Genomic DNA, 16,676 nt, shown 5'->3' on the forward strand with positions numbered 1-16,676 from the left:
AACCACTACAGTTAAGTGACGATAGCCTAGGAGATACACCTGTACCCATGCCGAACACAGCAGTTAAGCCCTAGAACGCCGGAAGTAGTTGGGGGTTGCCCCCTGTGAGATAAGGTAGTTGCTTAGCGAATAGGGAGTTTAGCTTAGTTGAAAGCGAGAGGAGATTGAGTTTTCCTCATTGCCAGCTAAGTGAGCTCCCCACCTTTGGGAGTTTAGCTCAGCTGGGAGAGCATCTGCCTTACAAGCAGAGGGTCAGCGGTTCGATCCCGTTAACTCCCATTTAAGCGGGTGTAGTTTAGTGGTAAAACTACAGCCTTCCAAGCTGTTGTCGCGAGTTCGATTCTCGTCACCCGCTTTTGGACCTCGTGTCCGAATACCAAACACATGTTTGGGCGCGTAGCTCAGATGGTTAGAGCGCACGCCTGATAAGCGTGAGGTCGGTGGTTCGATTCCACTCGTGCCCATTATATCAATATGGTCCGTTGGTCAAGGGGTTAAGACACCGCCTTTTCACGGCGGTAACACGGGTTCGAATCCCGTACGGACTATGATAGTAAGAGAGCCAAGGCTCTCTTTTTTGTGTCTAGTATAGCTGAAGTATAAGAAGCGATGTGGTCAGCATTAGCTTCCCTAGAGCTTTATACTCTCTAAAAATCAAAAAGATACTTCATCAAGAGTCTCGATTACTGTAGAGAGTAGATGAAAACTGAACGACCATACAGAGCAAAAGAGCCATCCTACAAGTTGTAGTGATGGCTCTTTTGATACTAATGGAGGTTTTCAGCCTGTTCCCTTGAAAAATGAAATTAGCGGTGCTAATCTCCTATCCCAGCTTCACAATTTTTAATTATGAAAGCTAGTCTGCTGTTGATTTTTATTGACTATAACTGTCTCTCTGAGATGGACTTCTATTTTAGATTAGCAAATATAAAAATGTTTTATATACAATACTTGTATATAAAGTTATTGACAAAGCCAATAACTTTAACTAACTAGCTATTGGGCAATATATCTTATTTAAACATAAGTAAATAAGTTTAAATAAGATTGCTTATAAAAGGAGGTTTTAGATGTCTCATGCTATCATTCAACAGTTTATCGGATCAAATATCGATAAACTTCCGCAAGATGAGATCGCATTATTACGGTACAGATTAGGCTACCTAACAGAATCAGAATTAAATGGGGTTCTTACTCTTCCCCTGCGTCAGCCTTTTCTAGCTATGGTCTTTTGTATTTTCTTTAGATATTTAGGAATCCATAGGTTTTATCTTGGGCAGGTTGGACTGGGCTTTCTTCATTTATTTTGCCATATATTGATTAGTGCTGTTCTTATCTTCTACGCTCTAGTCTTACAATTTTCATTGAAATCGTGGGGACTTGTTGTAATCATCCTACCGACTTGGTTACTCATCTGGTTGATTATGGACATATTTACGATTTGGAACGATACTAAATTAGCAAATTTGGATAAGGTCAATGAACATATCTTATCTATCTATTCACATTCAAGAGGGGTTAATTGATGAAAGAGTCGCAGGAACAATGGATGAATAGTGAACATACTTCAGAGCAAGATTCTATTGACATAGAGTCAAACAGAGAAGATCTGTTTAGGTCTGCTTATCAGAATGTAGTCTTGGAAGAAAAAATCTTAGTGAGGGAGGATGAGCAAGTAAACAAGGAGTTACAGAGAGTAGAAGAAAAGATTGGGGGACTCAGTGATAGATTGTCCAATGAATTAGTGGAATTAGGACTTTCCCGTGATGAATATCAGTATGAGCTGAGCAAAGACAATGTGATGCGGGATTTGGAGAAGGATATCCAAAAACGGAAGCAAGAAAAGTTACTATATGCAGCAAGTATGGTAGGGATTACGGTCATTCTCTTACTCCTTCCTCTCTTTTTTAGACAAAAAGACGACAACCTATCCCTATCCTCAAACAGCTTTGTCAGCGAATCGTTTGCCTCTGCGAACTCCAGTTCCAGCTCTAGCTCTTCCTCGGTGGAAAGTAGTTCCAGCAGCTTTAGTCAGTCTACAAGCCCAACAGCTAGCGTAGAAAGTCCCCCTTCTTCGGCTGTTCAGGAACCAAGATTTGCTGGTCAAGAATTCTTGGTTCAGGTCTCTGTGACGGATTTAAATATACGAAGTGAGCCACAAGATACATCGAATATAATAGGGAATTGTCCGCCAGGAACCTATACAATAGTAGAGACACATCGAAACAATGGCTATACCTGGGGAAAGTTAAAATCACGAAAGGGATGGATTGTCCTTGAATATACAGATTATCTAAATGGCGCAAGTAAGACTAAAGTGGATACTAAAAATCTGACGACCCAGCAGGTAAAAAATTGGGTACGAGCAGCCTATGAGCAACATATTGCTCCTTACGCGAATGTCGGTACGATTCGAGAGATTGATGTGCGAAAGGAACAAGATGACTTGGTTTATGCCAGAGTTTATGAAAATCGGCTTCAAGCGGACTTTCTTTTTCGAGTTTCTGCCGAAGGCTACCTGGAAATGCAGTGGTCAGGGGGGCAGTGGAGGATTCTTTCCCGGGAATATGTTGAGTAGTGACGATGGATTGAACGAGAGATGGGCTAATAGGAAAGATGAAGCAGAAGGAATATGGAAGTTGCTAAAAATGCAACTCATCCGGCAGGAGGATTGTCTCCTGCCCTTTTTTATCAATGACCAGTAATCTTCGAGGATAGAGGGGATCAAAGGGAATCGGTAAGTCAACGCAGAGAGCCTTGTGATAATGCTCCTGTGAAAAGGTGACAGTTATCATTCCCTTGTTGTCATGAAGTTGAAATTGAAGAATGGATTTTAGGGGGATGACATGCTTGAGGTAGTTGTCGATGATATACCAGATACTGTCTATGACCTTGCCAGGTAGCGAAGTAACGGTACTAAAGCTCGCATATCGTCTAGTTGTGTTTGTAAATGCCATAGTAGCTCCTTTTGTTCGTAAGAAAAAAGCCTGAAAATCAGGTTTTTCTAGATGCAACTTTAACGATTTCGTAGTTCTAAATATCGTTTGTACCAAATATTGACATAGGCTTGAGAGAAGGGACCGCGATTGTTATTGATCCAATCCACAAGAATTTTGACATTTTCCTTGAGAATAAAGTCAATGTCTGTTGGATAATTCATCTGTCTACGGTGGCGCTCATATTCATCAACATCTAATAAGCGTTTTTCTCCATCAACGAAAACTTTAACATCAAGATCATAGTCAATGTACTTGAGGGCTTCATTATCAAGAAGAAAGGGGCTTGCTAGGTTACAATAATAAGATACACCATTCTCACGAATCATGGCAATGATATTAAACCAATATTTCTTGTGAAAATAGACAATAGCGGGTTCTCTGGTGACCCAACGCCTGCCGTCATTTTCGGTGACCAAGGTATGATTGTTGACACCGATGATAGCATTCTCTGTTGTTTTTAGTACCATGGTATCGCGCCAAGTGCGGTGCAATAAGCCATTGTGTTTATAACTCTGAATTGTAATAAAGTCGCCTTCTTTTGGTAATTTCACGTGGTTACCAACTTTCTACAATTTAAGTTTAATCCTATCTATTATATCACAACTTTTAAAGAATAGGAAAACTTTTTACTGACAGGATTTCTTTGTTCGGAAAAAAGTTAGAGATATGCCCGTAGAGAGCTTTTTATCTGCTGGTATTCGTAGCCCTTGCGCATAAGAGCTTGAGTCAAGCGTTGTTGCAGCTCATAGCCCTCGTATTTGCGACTATACTTGCGGTATTGCTTGTCCAATTCTTTTTGAATGAGTTGTTCTTCTAGCTCATCATCTAGTTCTAGCTCAAGACTGTTGATGGCAGTCTGGGCTTGCGAAGAGGAAAAGCCCTTGTTTCGTAAGGATTGAAACAATTTATCGTGTAAGGCCCTGTTTGGGAGCTTATGAGCATATGTTTTGGACAATTTCTGGGCAGTACGCTGTGCAATGGGGGAAAAATCAATCTGTTGGAGTTCTTCGTCAATAAGTACACTAGAAATTCCTTTTTGGGAAAGTTTTTGTTTGAGGACCTGGGGTCCTTTATCCCCGGCTAATTGATGTTGTTCGAGAAAGGTTTCAACATATTTTCGGTCGTTAATCCAGTTGTTTTCTTCGAGGTTACTCAAAATTTGGGGAATAATGTCCAGATCAATTTCGTGTTTTTCAAGGTAGTCTTGAACTTCCTTTCGAGTTCGTTGTTTGAAAGAGAGATAATAGAGGGCAAGATTTTTGCCATAGGAGCGTTGAGCAAAGTCCTGGATGGCTGACAAATCTTCTAGTGTAATATCCTTATCTTTACTGAGCATAAAGTGGACAATGGTATCTTCGGTAACATAGAGCTGCTTGTCGCTATCTAGCTCCAAGAGATAGAGGCGCTTTTTCTTTTCAAGTTTGGTGATTTTCATTCTTTCATTATACACAAAATTTCGGTAAAATAGTATTATGAATATACAAGTAAAGCAACGGATTACCTTAAAAATTAGGAGAATGGGAGTCAATGGTGAGGGAATTGGCTTTTATCAAAAGACCTTGGTCTTTGTACCTGGTGCGTTAAAGGGAGAAGAAGTCTATTGTCAGGTGACGGCTGTCAAACGGAACTTTATAGAGGCGCGCTTACTCAAGGTGAATCGAGCTTCCAAGTTTCGGGTGGATCCAGCCTGCCCTTTATATAAACTCTGTGGTGGTTGTCAAATTATGCACTTGCGTTATGACCAGCAGTTGCATTTCAAGACAGACTTATTGCGACAGGCCCTGAAGAAATTTCAACCGCAAGGTTTTGAAAACTACGAGATTCGTCCGACCATCGGTATGGAAGAACCAAGCTATTACCGAGCAAAGTTGCAGTTTCAGACCCGTTTGATGAAAGGCCATGTTCAGGCAGGCCTATATGCAGAGCATTCTCATCGCTTGATTGCCATTCAGGACTGTTTGGTGCAAGATAAAATGACGCAAAAGGTCATCAATCAGGTAGGGGTTCTGCTGACCAAGCATCGGATTCCCATTTATGATGAACGACGTGCTGGGGGTATTCGGACTGTTATGGTGCGACGGGCTAGGGAGACTGGGCAGATTCAGTTGATTTTTGTGACATCTCGTCAGGTGAATCTGACGAAGTTAGTGGAAGAATTGGTCGGTCAATTCCCAGAGATTGTGACGGTGGCTGTTAACTGGCATGCTAGAAAATCAAGTGAGATTTACGGAGAAAAAACTGAAATCATCTGGGGGCAAGAGGCGATTGAGGAAGCTGTATTAGACTACGAATTTTCCTTATCGCCACGAGCGTTTTACCAGCTGAATCCCGAACAAACACAAGTTCTATACGGTGAGGCTGTCAAGGCATTGGCTCTTCAAGGGCATGAGCAGCTGAGCGATGCCTATTGTGGTGTTGGAACCATTGGCTTTGCCTTTGCTAAAAAGGTGAAATCCGTGCGGGGGATGGACCTTATTCCAGAGGCAATCGCAGACGCCAAACGCAATGCGGCAAGGTTGGGGCTAAAGAATACCGACTATGAAGTAGGGCGGGCAGAAGACATTATTCCACGCTGGTACAAGGCAGGCTATCGGGCAGATGCCTTAATCGTTGATCCGCCACGGACAGGACTGGATGAGCAGTTGCTTGAGACAATCGTTCGTTATCAACCAGAAAAAATGGTCTATGTATCATGCAATGTCTCCACCTTGGCACGGGATTTGGTCCAGCTAGCTAAGGTCTATCAAGTAGACTATATCCAGTCGGTCGATATGTTTCCACATACTGCAAGGACCGAATGTGTGGTGAAGCTACAGAGACGAAAGGGTTGAGCCATCCGTTCAGTCAGCCTGTTTTTCCTTGCACTCTTACGGTTGAATAGGCCAGCTACTAGGCTTGTAGGAACCTTCTCACTGGCGCAGGTGATGGGGAGTTTATCCTTCAAGTGAGAAGAAGGATTAGGAAAAGCGGGGCAGATTCTTTTCTAACTTGCAATTAGTGAGAAAATAGCCTATACTGATAGTGGTTATAACCAATGGAGGGAGTAGATACCATGGCCGATATGTCTAGTACAAAGCCGCTCTATCTTCAATTAGTAGAGACACTCGAGACAGAGATTCGAGAGAAGATGGAGGCAAATGAAAAATTACTGTCAGAAAGAGAGCTGACACAGGTGTACGGTGTTAGTCGTATTACTGTCCGCTTGGCCTTGCAGGAACTTGAAAAAAGAGGACTGGTTTATAAGGTTCATGGTAAGGGGACTTTTGTGTCAGAAGTGGGACATCAAGCGGTTGATCTATCCATGACTTACAGCTTTACGGAGCAAATGCGGAGGGTCGGTCGGATTCCCAAAACTCAGATTTTATCGTTTGAGCGGGTTCAAGCGACAGAACCCCTAGCCCAGCGCTTGCAAGTTGCCATTGGCGATCCGATCTTTGAATTGGAGCGCTTACGCTTGGCAGACGGAATTCCGATGATGCTGGAGCGGACCTACGTACCCGCCTTGATTTTTGATTCCTTATCCGAAAAGGAACTGCAAACCAGACCCTTATATGAAATCTTTGCAGAGGATTACGATCAGGTCATTCGCCTAGCAGATGAGGAATTTTATGCTAGTATTGCACTTGAAAATGAAGCGAAATTTCTCGGTATTCATAATGGAGATGCCGTCTTGCACCTCATTCGTAAGACCTACAATGACAAAAATCGGATCATTGAATACACCTTTAGTATTGCACGTGCTGACCAATTTCGCTACAAGATTAGTCATACGCGTGGAGAGTAAACCAAAAGAGAAAAGGTGGACAAGACTAGAAACTTCCCTACATTTGAGGAGGGAATCAAAAAAGGCGACTTTCTTCGGAAAATCGTCTTTTCATATTTGCTAGAGTAGTTATCGGATGTGCGATACTCGGTGAGTGAAAAGCTCCAGTGGAAGCGGTTGTTGGTCGACTATTGTGAAACAAGGGGGCAGAGAACGTATCCACATCGTGTCGATAGGAACGACGCTTCTTTTAGTGTTTGTTTGCCACAATTTCAAACTTAAAGAATTTCCAATGTTTGTAGGTCTCAATATATTCTAGCACTTCACCTGTACCCGTTCGTTTAGTTGTCCGAATTTGAAGGATACTAGGCTCATCATCTGTCATATTGAGGTGGTTGGCCACTTCGGCTGGAGTAGGAAAGATAACCTCGTTGGTTTCAGAATAGAATTCTTCGGACATATGAAGATTAAAATCCAATTTAAAGCGTTGGTAGATGGACTGAAAATGGCTGAGTGCTGCATCAGGGTCTTTGATGTAGCGGGCTGGAATATAGGATTGGTGGTAGAGATAAGGCTTATTATCTGTGGAGCGAACACGGATAATTTTATAGTAATGAGCATTTTTACCCAGTTCTAATTTTTCCAGAATACGCGGGTCATTGCCTTTTTCACAAGTCAGCACCTCTACGTTATCGTCCTCAAGGGGAAAGATTTCGATGTCTGAAAACTCGACAAGTTTTCCCTTTCGAGAGCGAGAAACAAAGGTTCCCTTTCCTTGTTGGCGGACCAGATAGCCGTCCTTGACTAGCTCGTTGACAGCCCGAATGACTGTAATGGAGCTAACGCCGTAGAGTTTGGTCAGTTCAGCCTCAGTATAAAATTTATCGCCGTTTTCAAATTTTCCGGAAATAATCTGATGGCGTAGGTCATCTTGTACTTGTTGGTATTTTGGTATTTTCATGTTTTTCTCCTCTAACGAATATTTCTCAAACATCTCACTATACTTATTATACTAAATTTTTATGAAAATAGAAAATTTTTTAAAAAAACAACTGGACATAACCAGTAGAATGTGTTAATATATTGATAGAGATAAGAAAACGATTACAAGGAGGGGTGTAGTGGAGACTTTTCAAATTCGAGAAGAATTTTATCTAAATGATCAGCCTTTTAAGATTTTATCAGGGGCGATTCACTATTTCCGAGTGCATCCAGATGATTGGTACCATTCCTTGTATAACCTAAAGGCTTTGGGGTTCAATACAGTTGAAACCTACGTACCTTGGAATTTGCATGAGCCTCAAAAAGGTGTCTTTACAACAGAAGGTATCTTAGATGTTGAACGCTTTTTGACGATTGCGCAGGAACTGGGGCTATATGCCATTGTTCGCCCATCTCCCTATATCTGTGCAGAATGGGAGTGGGGAGGACTGCCTGCTTGGTTATTGACAGAGCAGGTACGAGTGCGTTCAAGAGATGAAGCCTATCTGAGACATGTGGATGATTATTATGCTTTTCTCCTACCTAAGCTGGTCAAGCATCAGTTATCTCAAGGCGGCAACATCCTAATGTTCCAAGTAGAGAACGAATACGGTTCTTACGGGGAAGATAAGGAATACTTGCGAGCAGTTGCGTCCTTGATGAGGAAGTATGGAATCAGCTCTCCTCTCTTTACTTCAGATGGTTCTTGGCGAGCGACCTTGCGGGCTGGAACGCTGATTGATGAAGATATACTGGTGACAGCTAATTTCGGTTCAAATGCTAGGGGAAACTTTGAGCAATTACAGGCTTTCTTTGATGAGCATGACAAAAAATGGCCGCTCATGTGTATGGAATTTTGGGATGGCTGGTTCAATCGCTGGGGTGAGGAAGTTATTCGCAGAGATCCAGACGAACTGGCTCAAGCGACCATGGAAGCGATCGAACTTGGTAGTATCAATCTCTATATGTTTCACGGTGGAACGAACTTTGGCTTTATGAATGGCTGTTCAGCACGTGGGCAGATTGATTTGCCACAGATTACTTCCTATGACTATGACGCGATTCTAGATGAGGCAGGTAATCCAACCAAGAAGTTCTATGCTCTCCAAGCGTTAATGAAAGAGCATTATCCACAGCTTACCTATGCGGAACCTTTAGTTAAAGAGGCAAGGGCTTATCCAACGGTATCGCTAAATGATAAAGTGAGTTTATTTGCTACATTAAAGAATGTAAGCGATTGCCAAAGAGCCTTTTATCCAAAGTCCATGGAAGAGCTTGGTCAAGCTGTCGGTTATACCTGTTACCAGACACGGATCGAACGTGATAAGGAAGAAGAGGAACGCTTGCGCATTATTGATGCTAGAGATCGCCTTCAGGTATTTTTAGACGGTCAAAAGATTGCGACCCAATATCAGGAAGAAATTGGAGAAGAAATAGCCTTTCGACAAGTTGATAAGGAAGCGGAACTGACAATCCTAGTAGAAAATATGGGGCGGGTGAACTACGGTCATAAATTAACGGCTCCTACCCAGTTAAAGGGAATCGGTCGAGGAGTCATCGCAGACTTACATTTTATCGGTCAGTGGGACATGTATCCACTAGCACTCGATAACGTCCAAGATGTTGTATTCACAAATGAATGGGAAGAAGACCAACCGGCTTTTTATCGCTACCATGTAACGATTGAGCATTGCCAAGATACCTATCTAGATATGACAGGTTTTGGAAAAGGGGTCGTCTTTGTGAACCAAAAAAATATAGGTCGTTTCTGGGAACGAGGTCCACTTCTTTCTCTCTATATACCAAAAGGATACTTAAAGAAAGGAGAAAACGAGATTATCGTCTTTGAAACAGAAGGCAAGTATAGGGAGAACCTTCGTTTTTCACAGGAACACGTGTATAAAGATTTATAAGTAAATAAAAAAAGGAGACTACTATGGCAATTATAGGAGTACGTATTGATGGACGTTTGATCCATGGGCAGGTGGCCAATCTTTGGACCACAAAATTGAATATTTCACGGATTATGGTTGTAGATAACGATGTCGTGAACAATGATATTGAAAAGTCAGGCTTGAAATTAGCGTGTCCGCCGGGAGTAAAGCTATCCGTTTTGTCAGTGGATAAAGCAGCAGCTAATATCCTGGCAGGAAAGTATGATTCCCAACGTCTACTCATCGTAGCAAAACGCCCAGAGCCAATTTTAGGCTTGGTAGAGCAGGGTGTGGAATTAGCAGAATTGAATATCGGGAATATGTCCCAGTCACCTGAAACTCGCTCTGTAACCCGTTCTGTGAATGTGGTGGATGAAGATATAAGAGTTTTTGATGAATTGCATGCCAAAGGCGTAAAACTGATTCATCAAATGGTACCAGGCGATACTGCAAAAGACTTCTTACCATTACTGGATAAGGTAAGATAAACATCATTTGGTTATCCTTGTCTATCACTCATTGAGAGGGAGACATGAAACAATTAGAAAAAATTTTTAGGAGGTTACATCATGATTCAATGGTGGCAAATTCTTTTACTTACCTTGTACTCAGCTTATCAAATCTGTGATGAGTTGACCATCGTATCTTCTGCGGGTTCCCCTATCTTTGCGGGATTCATCACAGGTCTAGTGATGGGCGATTTGAAAACAGGTCTCTTGATTGGCTCAGCCTTGCAATTAGTGGTGCTTGGTGTCGGTACATTTGGAGGAGCTTCTCGTATCGACGCAACATCTGGTGCGGTTTTGGCAACAGCATTCTCTGTAGCCAAAGGAATTGATCCAGAAATTGCGATTTCAACTATCGGTGTACCAGTAGCAGGACTCCTTGTCTACACAGATATTCTTGGTCGTTTCACAACCACTTACTTTGCTCACCGTGTGGATGCAGCAATCGAGCGCTTCGACTACAAAGGGATTGAGCGCAACTACCTTCTAGGTGCGATTCCATGGGCTGCCTCTCGTGCGTTACCTGTCTTTCTTGCCCTTGTCTTTGGTGGTGGTCTAGTTGAGGCCTTGGTGACGACTATTGAATTACCACAGTACAAATGGATTGCGGCAGGTCTAACTCTTGCAGCACGTATGCTTCCAGGTCTTGGATTTGCAATCTTACTTCATTACCTTCCACTTAAACGCAACCTTCACTATCTTGCAGCAGGTTTTGGTATCACAGCGATGCTGACAGTTCTTTACGGCAATGTTTCAGCACTAGGTGGAGCTGTTGCGGGTATCGTTGGTACTCTTCCAGAGGATGCAGGTATTGCCTTTGTAAACAACTTCAAAGGTTTGTCTATGATTGGTATTGCCATTATCGGTATCTTACTGGCGGTGCTTCATTACAACAACGCTCGTCGTACAGTTGTAGCACCAGTGGAATCAAATGTAGAAAGTGGGGAAATTGAAGATGACGAAATCTAATTATAAACTAACAAAAGAAGATTTTAATCAAATCAACAAACGTAGCTTATTTACCTTCCAATTAGGTTGGAACTATGAGCGGATGCAGGCTTCTGGCTATCTCTACATGATTCTCCCACAACTTCGTAAGATGTATGGAGACGGTACTCCAGAATTGAAAGAAATGATGAAGTTGCATACACAATTCTTCAATACTTCACCGTTCTTCCATACAATTATCACAGGATTTGACCTTGCCTTGGAAGAAAAAGAAGGGATTGCAGCTCGAGAAGCGGTTAGTGGAATCAAGACAGGTCTCATGGGACCATTTGCTCCACTTGGGGACTCTATCTTTGGTTCACTCGTTCCGGCCATTATGGGAACTATTGCGGCTTCTATGGCTGCGGGTGGAAATCTTGCTGGTATCGTTGGGATTGCCCTCTGGGTAGCTGTAGCCTTTCTTTACGATGTGTTCCGTTGGAAACAATTAGAGTTTGCTTATAGAGAAGGTGTGAAGCTAGTAACCACTATGCGTGATACCTTAAATGCCCTTGTAGATGCGGCTTCTGTTCTCGGGGTATTCATGATGGGTGCCTTGATTGCAACAATGATAAATGTTGAGATTTCTTGGTTACCAAAACTTGGTGAAAAGGAAATCAATCTTCAAGACTTGTTAAATACCATTTTCCCTCGTCTATTGCCAGCCTTGATTACAGGTGCTATCTTCTGGTTGCTAGGACGTAAAGGTATGACATCTACAAAAGCAATCGGAATTATCATCGTAGTAGCACTTGCCCTATCAGCTCTTGGCCATTTCGCATTTGGCATGATGTAAGGTAGTATTTATGAGTAAACATTTAGTATTAGTCAGTCACGGACAGTTCTGTGAAGGTTTGAAACAAAGTACAGAGATGATTATGGGTCCACAAGACAATATTCATACGGTTTCCTTGCTTCCAGCAGAAGGTCCAGAAGAGTTTCAAGCAAAATTTTTGGAGACAATTCAAGGGTTAGATGATTTTGTGGTCTTTGCAGACTTGCTCGGTGGAACCCCTTGTAACGTGGTTAGTAAGCTGATTTTAACAGGTCGTGCGATTGATCTCTACGCAGGAATGAACATGCCAATGGTCATTCGTTTCATCAACGATGCCCTTCTTGGAACAACATCACGCTATGATGAAAGCACATCAGATTATGTCCAGTATGTGAATGATGTACTGGCAGCTATGTCTGATGACGAAGATGAATAGGCTTTAAGTATCCTCAAGAGTTGGCAGCAATGCCGACTCTTGTTTGTTGAATAGGAAGTGTTTCAACTATCGTATGGTGGAGCATGGTGTTATAATGAAGATAAAATAGTCAGATAGAGAGGAGAAATCATGATAGAAATCTATCCATTTGGAAGTGCACACTCAAAAAAATACCGGCTCGTCAACAGAGCTGGGATGCAGGTAACGTTGACCAATTTTGGTGCAAGAATTATCGAAATTTTGGTGCCTGTGGAGGAAGGGGGAGGACTGCGCAATCTGACCATGTCAGCCTCTTCAGATGTAGCGTATTTAGCAAGGGACGCTTACCCAGGTGCGACCATTGTACCAGTAGCAGGACGTATCTCAGGCGCACAGGCTAGTATCAAGGGGCAGGAATATTCTTTTACTGAAAACGAGCCGGGCCGTACCCTGCACGGTGGGATAGATACGGCTAACGAACAGTATTGGGAGACAGAAGTAGACGAGGTAGCGAATGCTATTTACTTTACCATTGAGTTAGCAGATGGTTTCAATGGATTTCCAGGGCCTGTACGTGTAAGGGCTTGCTATCGCTTGACAGAGGACAATGTACTAGAGATTTCCTATACCGCCCAATCAGATAAGGATACGCTCTTTAACCCCACAAATCATATCTATTTTAACCTGACAGGTGATGTTCATAAGGACGTAGCAGACCACCGGGTGCGAATTGCTGCGCAAGCCTATGCGCCACTTGGTGAGGACAATCTTCCGCTTGGTAGCTTGGTTCCAGTGGAGGGAACTCCTTTTGATTTTCGGAGAGGAGAAACCTTTGCCCAAGGCTTTACCTTGGAGCATCCACAGAATCATTTGGTGAAAGGGTATGATCATCCTTGGGTCTTAGATAAGGTGGAAGAACCAATAGAAGTCATCAGTCCAGATCAAAAAGTTCGGTTGACAGTGGAGACCAATCAACCAGCGGTAGTGATCTATACCTACAATTTTCCAAGTGAGGGTATGGCAGCCTTTCATGGAGCCTTTAGTTTGGAATGTCAGGGCTTACCAAATGCTTGCAATACAGAGGGCTTTGGGTCGATTCTATTGGAAAAAGATCAATTATTTGAACATCAGACACGCTACCGTTTTGAATGGTAATTCTCTTTAAGCCCGCTCAAGGGCTACCTCGCCATATTTCACGATAGTCACTTGCTCGCATTCTCCCTTCAATAGCTCCATAGGACTATTGAAGTAACCTGCTGCTAGCTTCAAAGGTATGGTATACCTTTGAAGGCGAGAAATAGAAGGTTGCCTTGGCAAACTCAGGTTGTAGACAAAGTATCTCTGAGAAAATTTGTCAATGTCACCATCGAAGGATAGTATCAGTGCTCTTAGCTCTTCGTGAAAAGGCGAGCGAAGCGAGCCCATAACGGCTACTTTACGCCGTAGTTCGGAGATTTTGAGACTCAGGCTCAAAATCTAGGCATGAAATCCCGTAGGGAGTTGCTGCCGTCCGTGCTACCTAAGTAAAGTAGCATAATAAAATAATCGTTTTGAAGAAAATAGACGTTTTCTTCAGTCTAAGTTTGCCTTGGCAAACTCTCAGTAACCTTTAAGATATAAGCTGAAAACCTCCAATGGAGGTTTTCAGCCTGCTCCCTTGAAATAGGCTGGAATGATTGAGAAAAGTCTTACGAAATTGAACACGCCCTAAACTCTGTGTGAAAAAGATAGGCAGCTGTTTCGGCTTTAGCCGATTACAGCTGAGAATCCCTTTAGGGATAAATACTCCTAGAAACTCCAGTTTCTTCGTCGTATTTCCTATTTTCACTTTGAGTTTTTTACGGGCTTTGTATCTTTTCTTATTTCCAACTGGAGTCTGTCCCAGCCTCCTAGTCTACAGTTGATTTTTATGGAGTATTATTTCTACTGTGAGGTGTTAAGAATCTTTGGATTCTGTGGAAAGGATAGAGACTAGCCTAATACTACACTTAGATTGAAGAAAGGACTGTTTCCGTTTTTTCTTCAATCTTTTTTACATCAAAGCGCCTATTTTCTCTCCCTTTTCCACTTAAATTGTGCTATAATGAGGAAAATGTATACAGGCGAAAGCATGGGGTCAACAGTTCTTTCAGAATCCATACGGGGTGTTTGATACAGATGTGTAGAGGGGGAGTGACGAGTGACGTACGAACAGGAATTTTTAAAAGAATTTGAGGCCTGGATCAATACCCAGGTGATGGTCAATGAAATGGCCATGGAAGAGAGCCGGCGTGTCTTGGAAGAAGACAAGGATGAGCGAGCAGCAGATGCCTATATTCGCTACGAAAGTAAGGTGGATGCCTATCGGTTTATTCAAGGAAAATTTGCCAATTATGCTGCTGGTAAGGGATTTCATGACCTACCAGAAGAATTATTTGGTCAGAGGCACTATTGATAAGTCTATGAACACCTCTTCAAACGATACTAGCGTCACCTTGTATAGTCACCGGTTCGCTTTACCGCCTCCTCTTGGTTTTCATAGAGGATAGAAGGATAATAAAGGATAAGAAGTATAGGAGATTAGAAAAATGGCAAAGAAAAAAGGAAGCCGCAAAAAAGCATTGAAACGTGAATTAGCAAAATTGAAAAAGGCAGGGCGTGAGCGTCTAGGACAAGTTGTTGATACTGCAGAAATTGTCGTGGATAAGGCAGTGGAGCAAGTAAAGGAAGTAGTAGCAGATCTTAAAGGTCAGTCACCCGCGAGCCTAGTAGACTTTCAGGCTCTGCCAGAGTTAGAAGGTATCCCAGCTAGTCGTCTGGAAATCTTTTATCAAGCAGGGGTTAAGAGTGTGGCCGACTTTGCAACATGGACAGAAAAAGATTTACTTGCCTTGAAAGGAATCGGTGCAGCCACGATTCAGCAACTGAAAGAAAAAGGGATTACCTTGAAGGATTGAGCATGGTCTGAAGTGGGGATGGACTCGGTACAGGGCTAAACTTACCGTCAATCATGCGAGAAAGGAAGCTACTTGCAGACGTTTGATAGTCTACGGTGAATTTTTATTGATAAATCCCTAAAGTGAGGAGTAGTATCCTCGCTTCAGGTTGTAGACAAAGTATCTCTGAGAAAATTTGTCAATGTCAATATCGAAGGATAGTATCAGTGCTCTTATCTCTTTGTGAAAAGGCGAGCGAAGCGAGCGCATAACCGCTACTTTACGCCGTAGCAAAAAACACCAGAAACATAACGTTTCTGGTGTTCGGAGATTTTGAGACTCAGGCTCAAAATCTAGGCATGAAATCCCGTAGGGAGTTGCTGCCGTCCGTGCTACCTAAGTAAAGTATCATAATAAAATAATCGTTTTGAAGAAAATAAACTTTTTCTTCAGTCTAAAGTGAGGAGTAGTATCCTCGCTTTTTCTTTTTCAAATCAATCAATTGATTTATCCCCATATTCTGCTAAAATAGAATTATATATGTGAAAGGGGTATCATTGCACTTGTTACAATCATTAGCAGACTTTTCACATACCATCTACCAGTCGTCAGATGGTATGATGGATAGTAGCTTAGATGAGCTGCTCTTAGCAGATGTTTTTTTAAAAGAAGTGAATCGCCATCCTGAACAGATTATCTGGCATATTTGGCCCCTAGAAAAAACGGTCATTCTGGGGATGGCAGACTGTCGTCTGCCTCATCTTGCCCAAGGTTTAGAAGGGATTCAAAAGCAAGGGTATCAGCCCCTTGTTCGTTCAATCGGTGGTTTAGCCGTTGTAGCAGATGCAGGGGTTGTCAATCTTTCATTGATTATCCCGAATAGGTTGGGGGAGGAAAGGCTAGACCTGGGACAGGCCTACCAGCTGATGGTCGCTTGTATCAAGGAGATTTTCTCTTTAGCGGGTTACAGTTATGAGGTTGAAGTGGGTGAGATTCGTGATTCCTATTGTCCGGGAGCCTATGATTTGAGTATCAAAGGAAAGAAATTCGCAGGATTGGCTCAACGGCGCATTCAGTCTGGGATTGCGATTTCAGCCTACCTCAGTATCTCAGGGTCTCAACAAGAGCGAGGCGAATTGATTCGCGACTTTTACCAAGCGAGCCTAGGAGAGCTACCAGAATTGTCCTATCCCCAGGTCAATCCAGCTTCTATGGGAACCCTGTCGGATTTGCTCGGGCAACCTGTCCAGACAGGAGCGGTCCTAAAAGGTCTGACTAGGCTTGTGAATCGCTTGGGACATAGACCGCTCTCTTATACCCTTAGTCTGGAAAACCTGGCAGATCTAGCCAAGGGAAAAAAAGAAGCTCTGGCGCGTCAACAGAAAGTAGGATTAGGCTGAT

General features: G+C 42.7%; 17 protein-coding genes, 4 tRNA genes and 1 rRNA gene. 18 read left to right on the forward strand and 4 right to left on the reverse strand.

The window, feature by feature from the left end; all coding sequences use genetic code 11:
• Positions 1 to 11 precede the first annotated feature (11 nt).
• From rrf to BVE84_RS06665, 7 genes are all read left to right on the forward strand, one after another.
• Positions 12 to 127 (forward strand): 5S ribosomal RNA (rrf, locus tag BVE84_RS06635).
• 79 nt (positions 128 to 206) lie between these two features.
• Positions 207 to 279 (forward strand) — tRNA-Val (locus BVE84_RS06640).
• Positions 280 to 284: 5 nt separating this feature from the next.
• Positions 285 to 355, forward strand: a tRNA-Gly gene (locus tag BVE84_RS06645).
• 35 nt (positions 356 to 390) lie between these two features.
• A tRNA-Ile gene (locus BVE84_RS06650) sits at positions 391 to 464 on the forward strand.
• A 12-nt stretch (positions 465 to 476) separates the two neighbouring features.
• A tRNA-Glu gene (locus BVE84_RS06655) sits at positions 477 to 548 on the forward strand.
• A gap of 522 nt (positions 549 to 1,070) precedes the next feature.
• Positions 1,071 to 1,526: an NINE protein gene (locus BVE84_RS06660; protein WP_076996282.1), complete on the forward strand. Its 456-nt coding sequence runs from the start codon at positions 1,071 to 1,073 to the stop codon at positions 1,524 to 1,526.
• Positions 1,523 to 2,578 (forward strand): SH3 domain-containing protein, encoded by a 1,056-nt coding sequence (locus BVE84_RS06665; RefSeq protein ID WP_142241397.1) that lies wholly within the window; start codon positions 1,523 to 1,525, stop codon positions 2,576 to 2,578. The genes BVE84_RS06660 and BVE84_RS06665 overlap by 4 nt, the downstream gene beginning before the upstream one ends.
• A gap of 64 nt (positions 2,579 to 2,642) precedes the next feature.
• Here BVE84_RS06665 and BVE84_RS06670 read toward each other — a convergent pair whose 3' ends face one another.
• The 3 genes from BVE84_RS06670 to recX all read right to left on the reverse strand — a co-directional run bounded on the left by BVE84_RS06670 (position 2,643) and on the right by recX (position 4,434).
• Entirely contained in the window at positions 2,643 to 2,957 is a 315-nt protein-coding gene (locus BVE84_RS06670; RefSeq protein WP_076996284.1) for a DUF960 domain-containing protein, read from the reverse strand.
• A gap of 59 nt (positions 2,958 to 3,016) precedes the next feature.
• On the reverse strand, positions 3,017 to 3,550 hold the full coding sequence (gene ntdP, locus BVE84_RS06675) for a nucleoside tri-diphosphate phosphatase (RefSeq protein WP_076996285.1): 534 nt from the start codon (positions 3,548 to 3,550) through the stop codon (positions 3,017 to 3,019).
• 107 nt (positions 3,551 to 3,657) lie between these two features.
• Positions 3,658 to 4,434 (reverse strand): recombination regulator RecX, encoded by a 777-nt coding sequence (recX, locus tag BVE84_RS06680; protein WP_076996286.1) that lies wholly within the window; start codon positions 4,432 to 4,434, stop codon positions 3,658 to 3,660.
• A 37-nt stretch (positions 4,435 to 4,471) separates the two neighbouring features.
• On the opposite strand from recX, the gene rlmD reads away from it, so the two are divergent.
• Together rlmD and BVE84_RS06690 are read left to right on the forward strand one after the other, a co-directional pair.
• Positions 4,472 to 5,830: a 23S rRNA (uracil(1939)-C(5))-methyltransferase RlmD gene (gene rlmD / locus BVE84_RS06685; protein WP_076996287.1), complete on the forward strand. Its 1,359-nt coding sequence runs from the start codon at positions 4,472 to 4,474 to the stop codon at positions 5,828 to 5,830.
• Between the two features lie 221 nt (positions 5,831 to 6,051).
• Positions 6,052 to 6,783 (forward strand): GntR family transcriptional regulator, encoded by a 732-nt coding sequence (locus tag BVE84_RS06690; protein ID WP_076996288.1) that lies wholly within the window; start codon positions 6,052 to 6,054, stop codon positions 6,781 to 6,783.
• Between the two features lie 229 nt (positions 6,784 to 7,012).
• Here the strand turns inward: BVE84_RS06690 and BVE84_RS06695 are convergent, their stop codons facing one another.
• Positions 7,013 to 7,723, reverse strand: a complete 711-nt coding sequence (locus tag BVE84_RS06695) for a GntR family transcriptional regulator (RefSeq protein ID WP_076996289.1) — start codon at positions 7,721 to 7,723, stop codon at positions 7,013 to 7,015.
• A 160-nt stretch (positions 7,724 to 7,883) separates the two neighbouring features.
• On the opposite strand from BVE84_RS06695, the gene BVE84_RS06700 reads away from it, so the two are divergent.
• The 9 genes from BVE84_RS06700 to BVE84_RS06745 all read left to right on the forward strand — a co-directional run bounded on the left by BVE84_RS06700 (position 7,884) and on the right by BVE84_RS06745 (position 16,675).
• Entirely contained in the window at positions 7,884 to 9,656 is a 1,773-nt protein-coding gene (locus tag BVE84_RS06700; protein WP_076996290.1) for a glycoside hydrolase family 35 protein, read from the forward strand.
• Between the two features lie 23 nt (positions 9,657 to 9,679).
• Complete coding sequence (locus tag BVE84_RS06705; protein ID WP_076996291.1) at positions 9,680 to 10,165, forward strand: PTS sugar transporter subunit IIB; 486 nt, start codon at positions 9,680 to 9,682, stop codon at positions 10,163 to 10,165.
• A gap of 81 nt (positions 10,166 to 10,246) precedes the next feature.
• Positions 10,247 to 11,152 (forward strand): PTS mannose/fructose/sorbose/N-acetylgalactosamine transporter subunit IIC, encoded by a 906-nt coding sequence (locus tag BVE84_RS06710; protein ID WP_076996292.1) that lies wholly within the window; start codon positions 10,247 to 10,249, stop codon positions 11,150 to 11,152.
• A complete protein-coding gene (locus tag BVE84_RS06715) occupies positions 11,139 to 11,966 on the forward strand; it encodes a PTS system mannose/fructose/sorbose family transporter subunit IID (protein WP_076996293.1) in 828 nt (275 codons plus the stop codon). Before BVE84_RS06710 ends, BVE84_RS06715 begins: the two co-directional genes overlap by 14 nt.
• Positions 11,967 to 11,976: 10 nt before the next feature.
• Positions 11,977 to 12,381 (forward strand): PTS sugar transporter subunit IIA, encoded by a 405-nt coding sequence (locus BVE84_RS06720; protein ID WP_076996294.1) that lies wholly within the window; start codon positions 11,977 to 11,979, stop codon positions 12,379 to 12,381.
• 129 nt (positions 12,382 to 12,510) lie between these two features.
• Positions 12,511 to 13,515, forward strand: coding sequence for an aldose epimerase family protein (locus BVE84_RS06725; RefSeq protein WP_076996295.1), 1,005 nt, complete (start codon positions 12,511 to 12,513; stop codon positions 13,513 to 13,515).
• Positions 13,516 to 14,539: 1,024 nt separating this feature from the next.
• On the forward strand, positions 14,540 to 14,794 hold the full coding sequence (locus BVE84_RS06735; RefSeq protein WP_076996297.1) for a DUF1912 family protein: 255 nt from the start codon (positions 14,540 to 14,542) through the stop codon (positions 14,792 to 14,794).
• 133 nt (positions 14,795 to 14,927) lie between these two features.
• On the forward strand, positions 14,928 to 15,296 hold the full coding sequence (locus BVE84_RS06740) for a helix-hairpin-helix domain-containing protein (protein ID WP_076996298.1): 369 nt from the start codon (positions 14,928 to 14,930) through the stop codon (positions 15,294 to 15,296).
• Positions 15,297 to 15,838: 542 nt separating this feature from the next.
• Positions 15,839 to 16,675, forward strand: coding sequence for a lipoate--protein ligase family protein (locus tag BVE84_RS06745; RefSeq protein WP_135017418.1), 837 nt, complete (start codon positions 15,839 to 15,841; stop codon positions 16,673 to 16,675).
• Position 16,676: the final 1 nt, after the last annotated feature.

The sequence above is a fragment of the Streptococcus azizii genome, from assembly GCF_001984715.1.
Taxonomy (GTDB): Bacteria; Bacillota; Bacilli; order Lactobacillales; family Streptococcaceae; genus Streptococcus; species Streptococcus azizii.

Bases quoted from the DNA above. Each gene is read 5' to 3' on its own strand.
- rlmD (WP_076996287.1), top strand. From the start codon at position 4,472: ATGAATATACAAGTAAAGCAACGGATTACCTTAAAAATTAGGAGAATG.
- BVE84_RS06670 (WP_076996284.1), bottom strand. From the start codon at position 2,957: ATGGCATTTACAAACACAACTAGACGATATGCGAGCTTTAGTACCGTT.
- recX (WP_076996286.1), bottom strand. From the start codon at position 4,434: ATGAAAATCACCAAACTTGAAAAGAAAAAGCGCCTCTATCTCTTGGAG.
- BVE84_RS06725 (WP_076996295.1), top strand. From the start codon at position 12,511: ATGATAGAAATCTATCCATTTGGAAGTGCACACTCAAAAAAATACCGG.
- BVE84_RS06695 (WP_076996289.1), bottom strand. From the start codon at position 7,723: ATGAAAATACCAAAATACCAACAAGTACAAGATGACCTACGCCATCAG.
- BVE84_RS06660 (WP_076996282.1), top strand. From the start codon at position 1,071: ATGTCTCATGCTATCATTCAACAGTTTATCGGATCAAATATCGATAAA.
- BVE84_RS06705 (WP_076996291.1), top strand. From the start codon at position 9,680: ATGGCAATTATAGGAGTACGTATTGATGGACGTTTGATCCATGGGCAG.
- BVE84_RS06715 (WP_076996293.1), top strand. From the start codon at position 11,139: ATGACGAAATCTAATTATAAACTAACAAAAGAAGATTTTAATCAAATC.
- BVE84_RS06710 (WP_076996292.1), top strand. From the start codon at position 10,247: ATGATTCAATGGTGGCAAATTCTTTTACTTACCTTGTACTCAGCTTAT.
- BVE84_RS06690 (WP_076996288.1), top strand. From the start codon at position 6,052: ATGGCCGATATGTCTAGTACAAAGCCGCTCTATCTTCAATTAGTAGAG.
- BVE84_RS06740 (WP_076996298.1), top strand. From the start codon at position 14,928: ATGGCAAAGAAAAAAGGAAGCCGCAAAAAAGCATTGAAACGTGAATTA.
- BVE84_RS06720 (WP_076996294.1), top strand. From the start codon at position 11,977: ATGAGTAAACATTTAGTATTAGTCAGTCACGGACAGTTCTGTGAAGGT.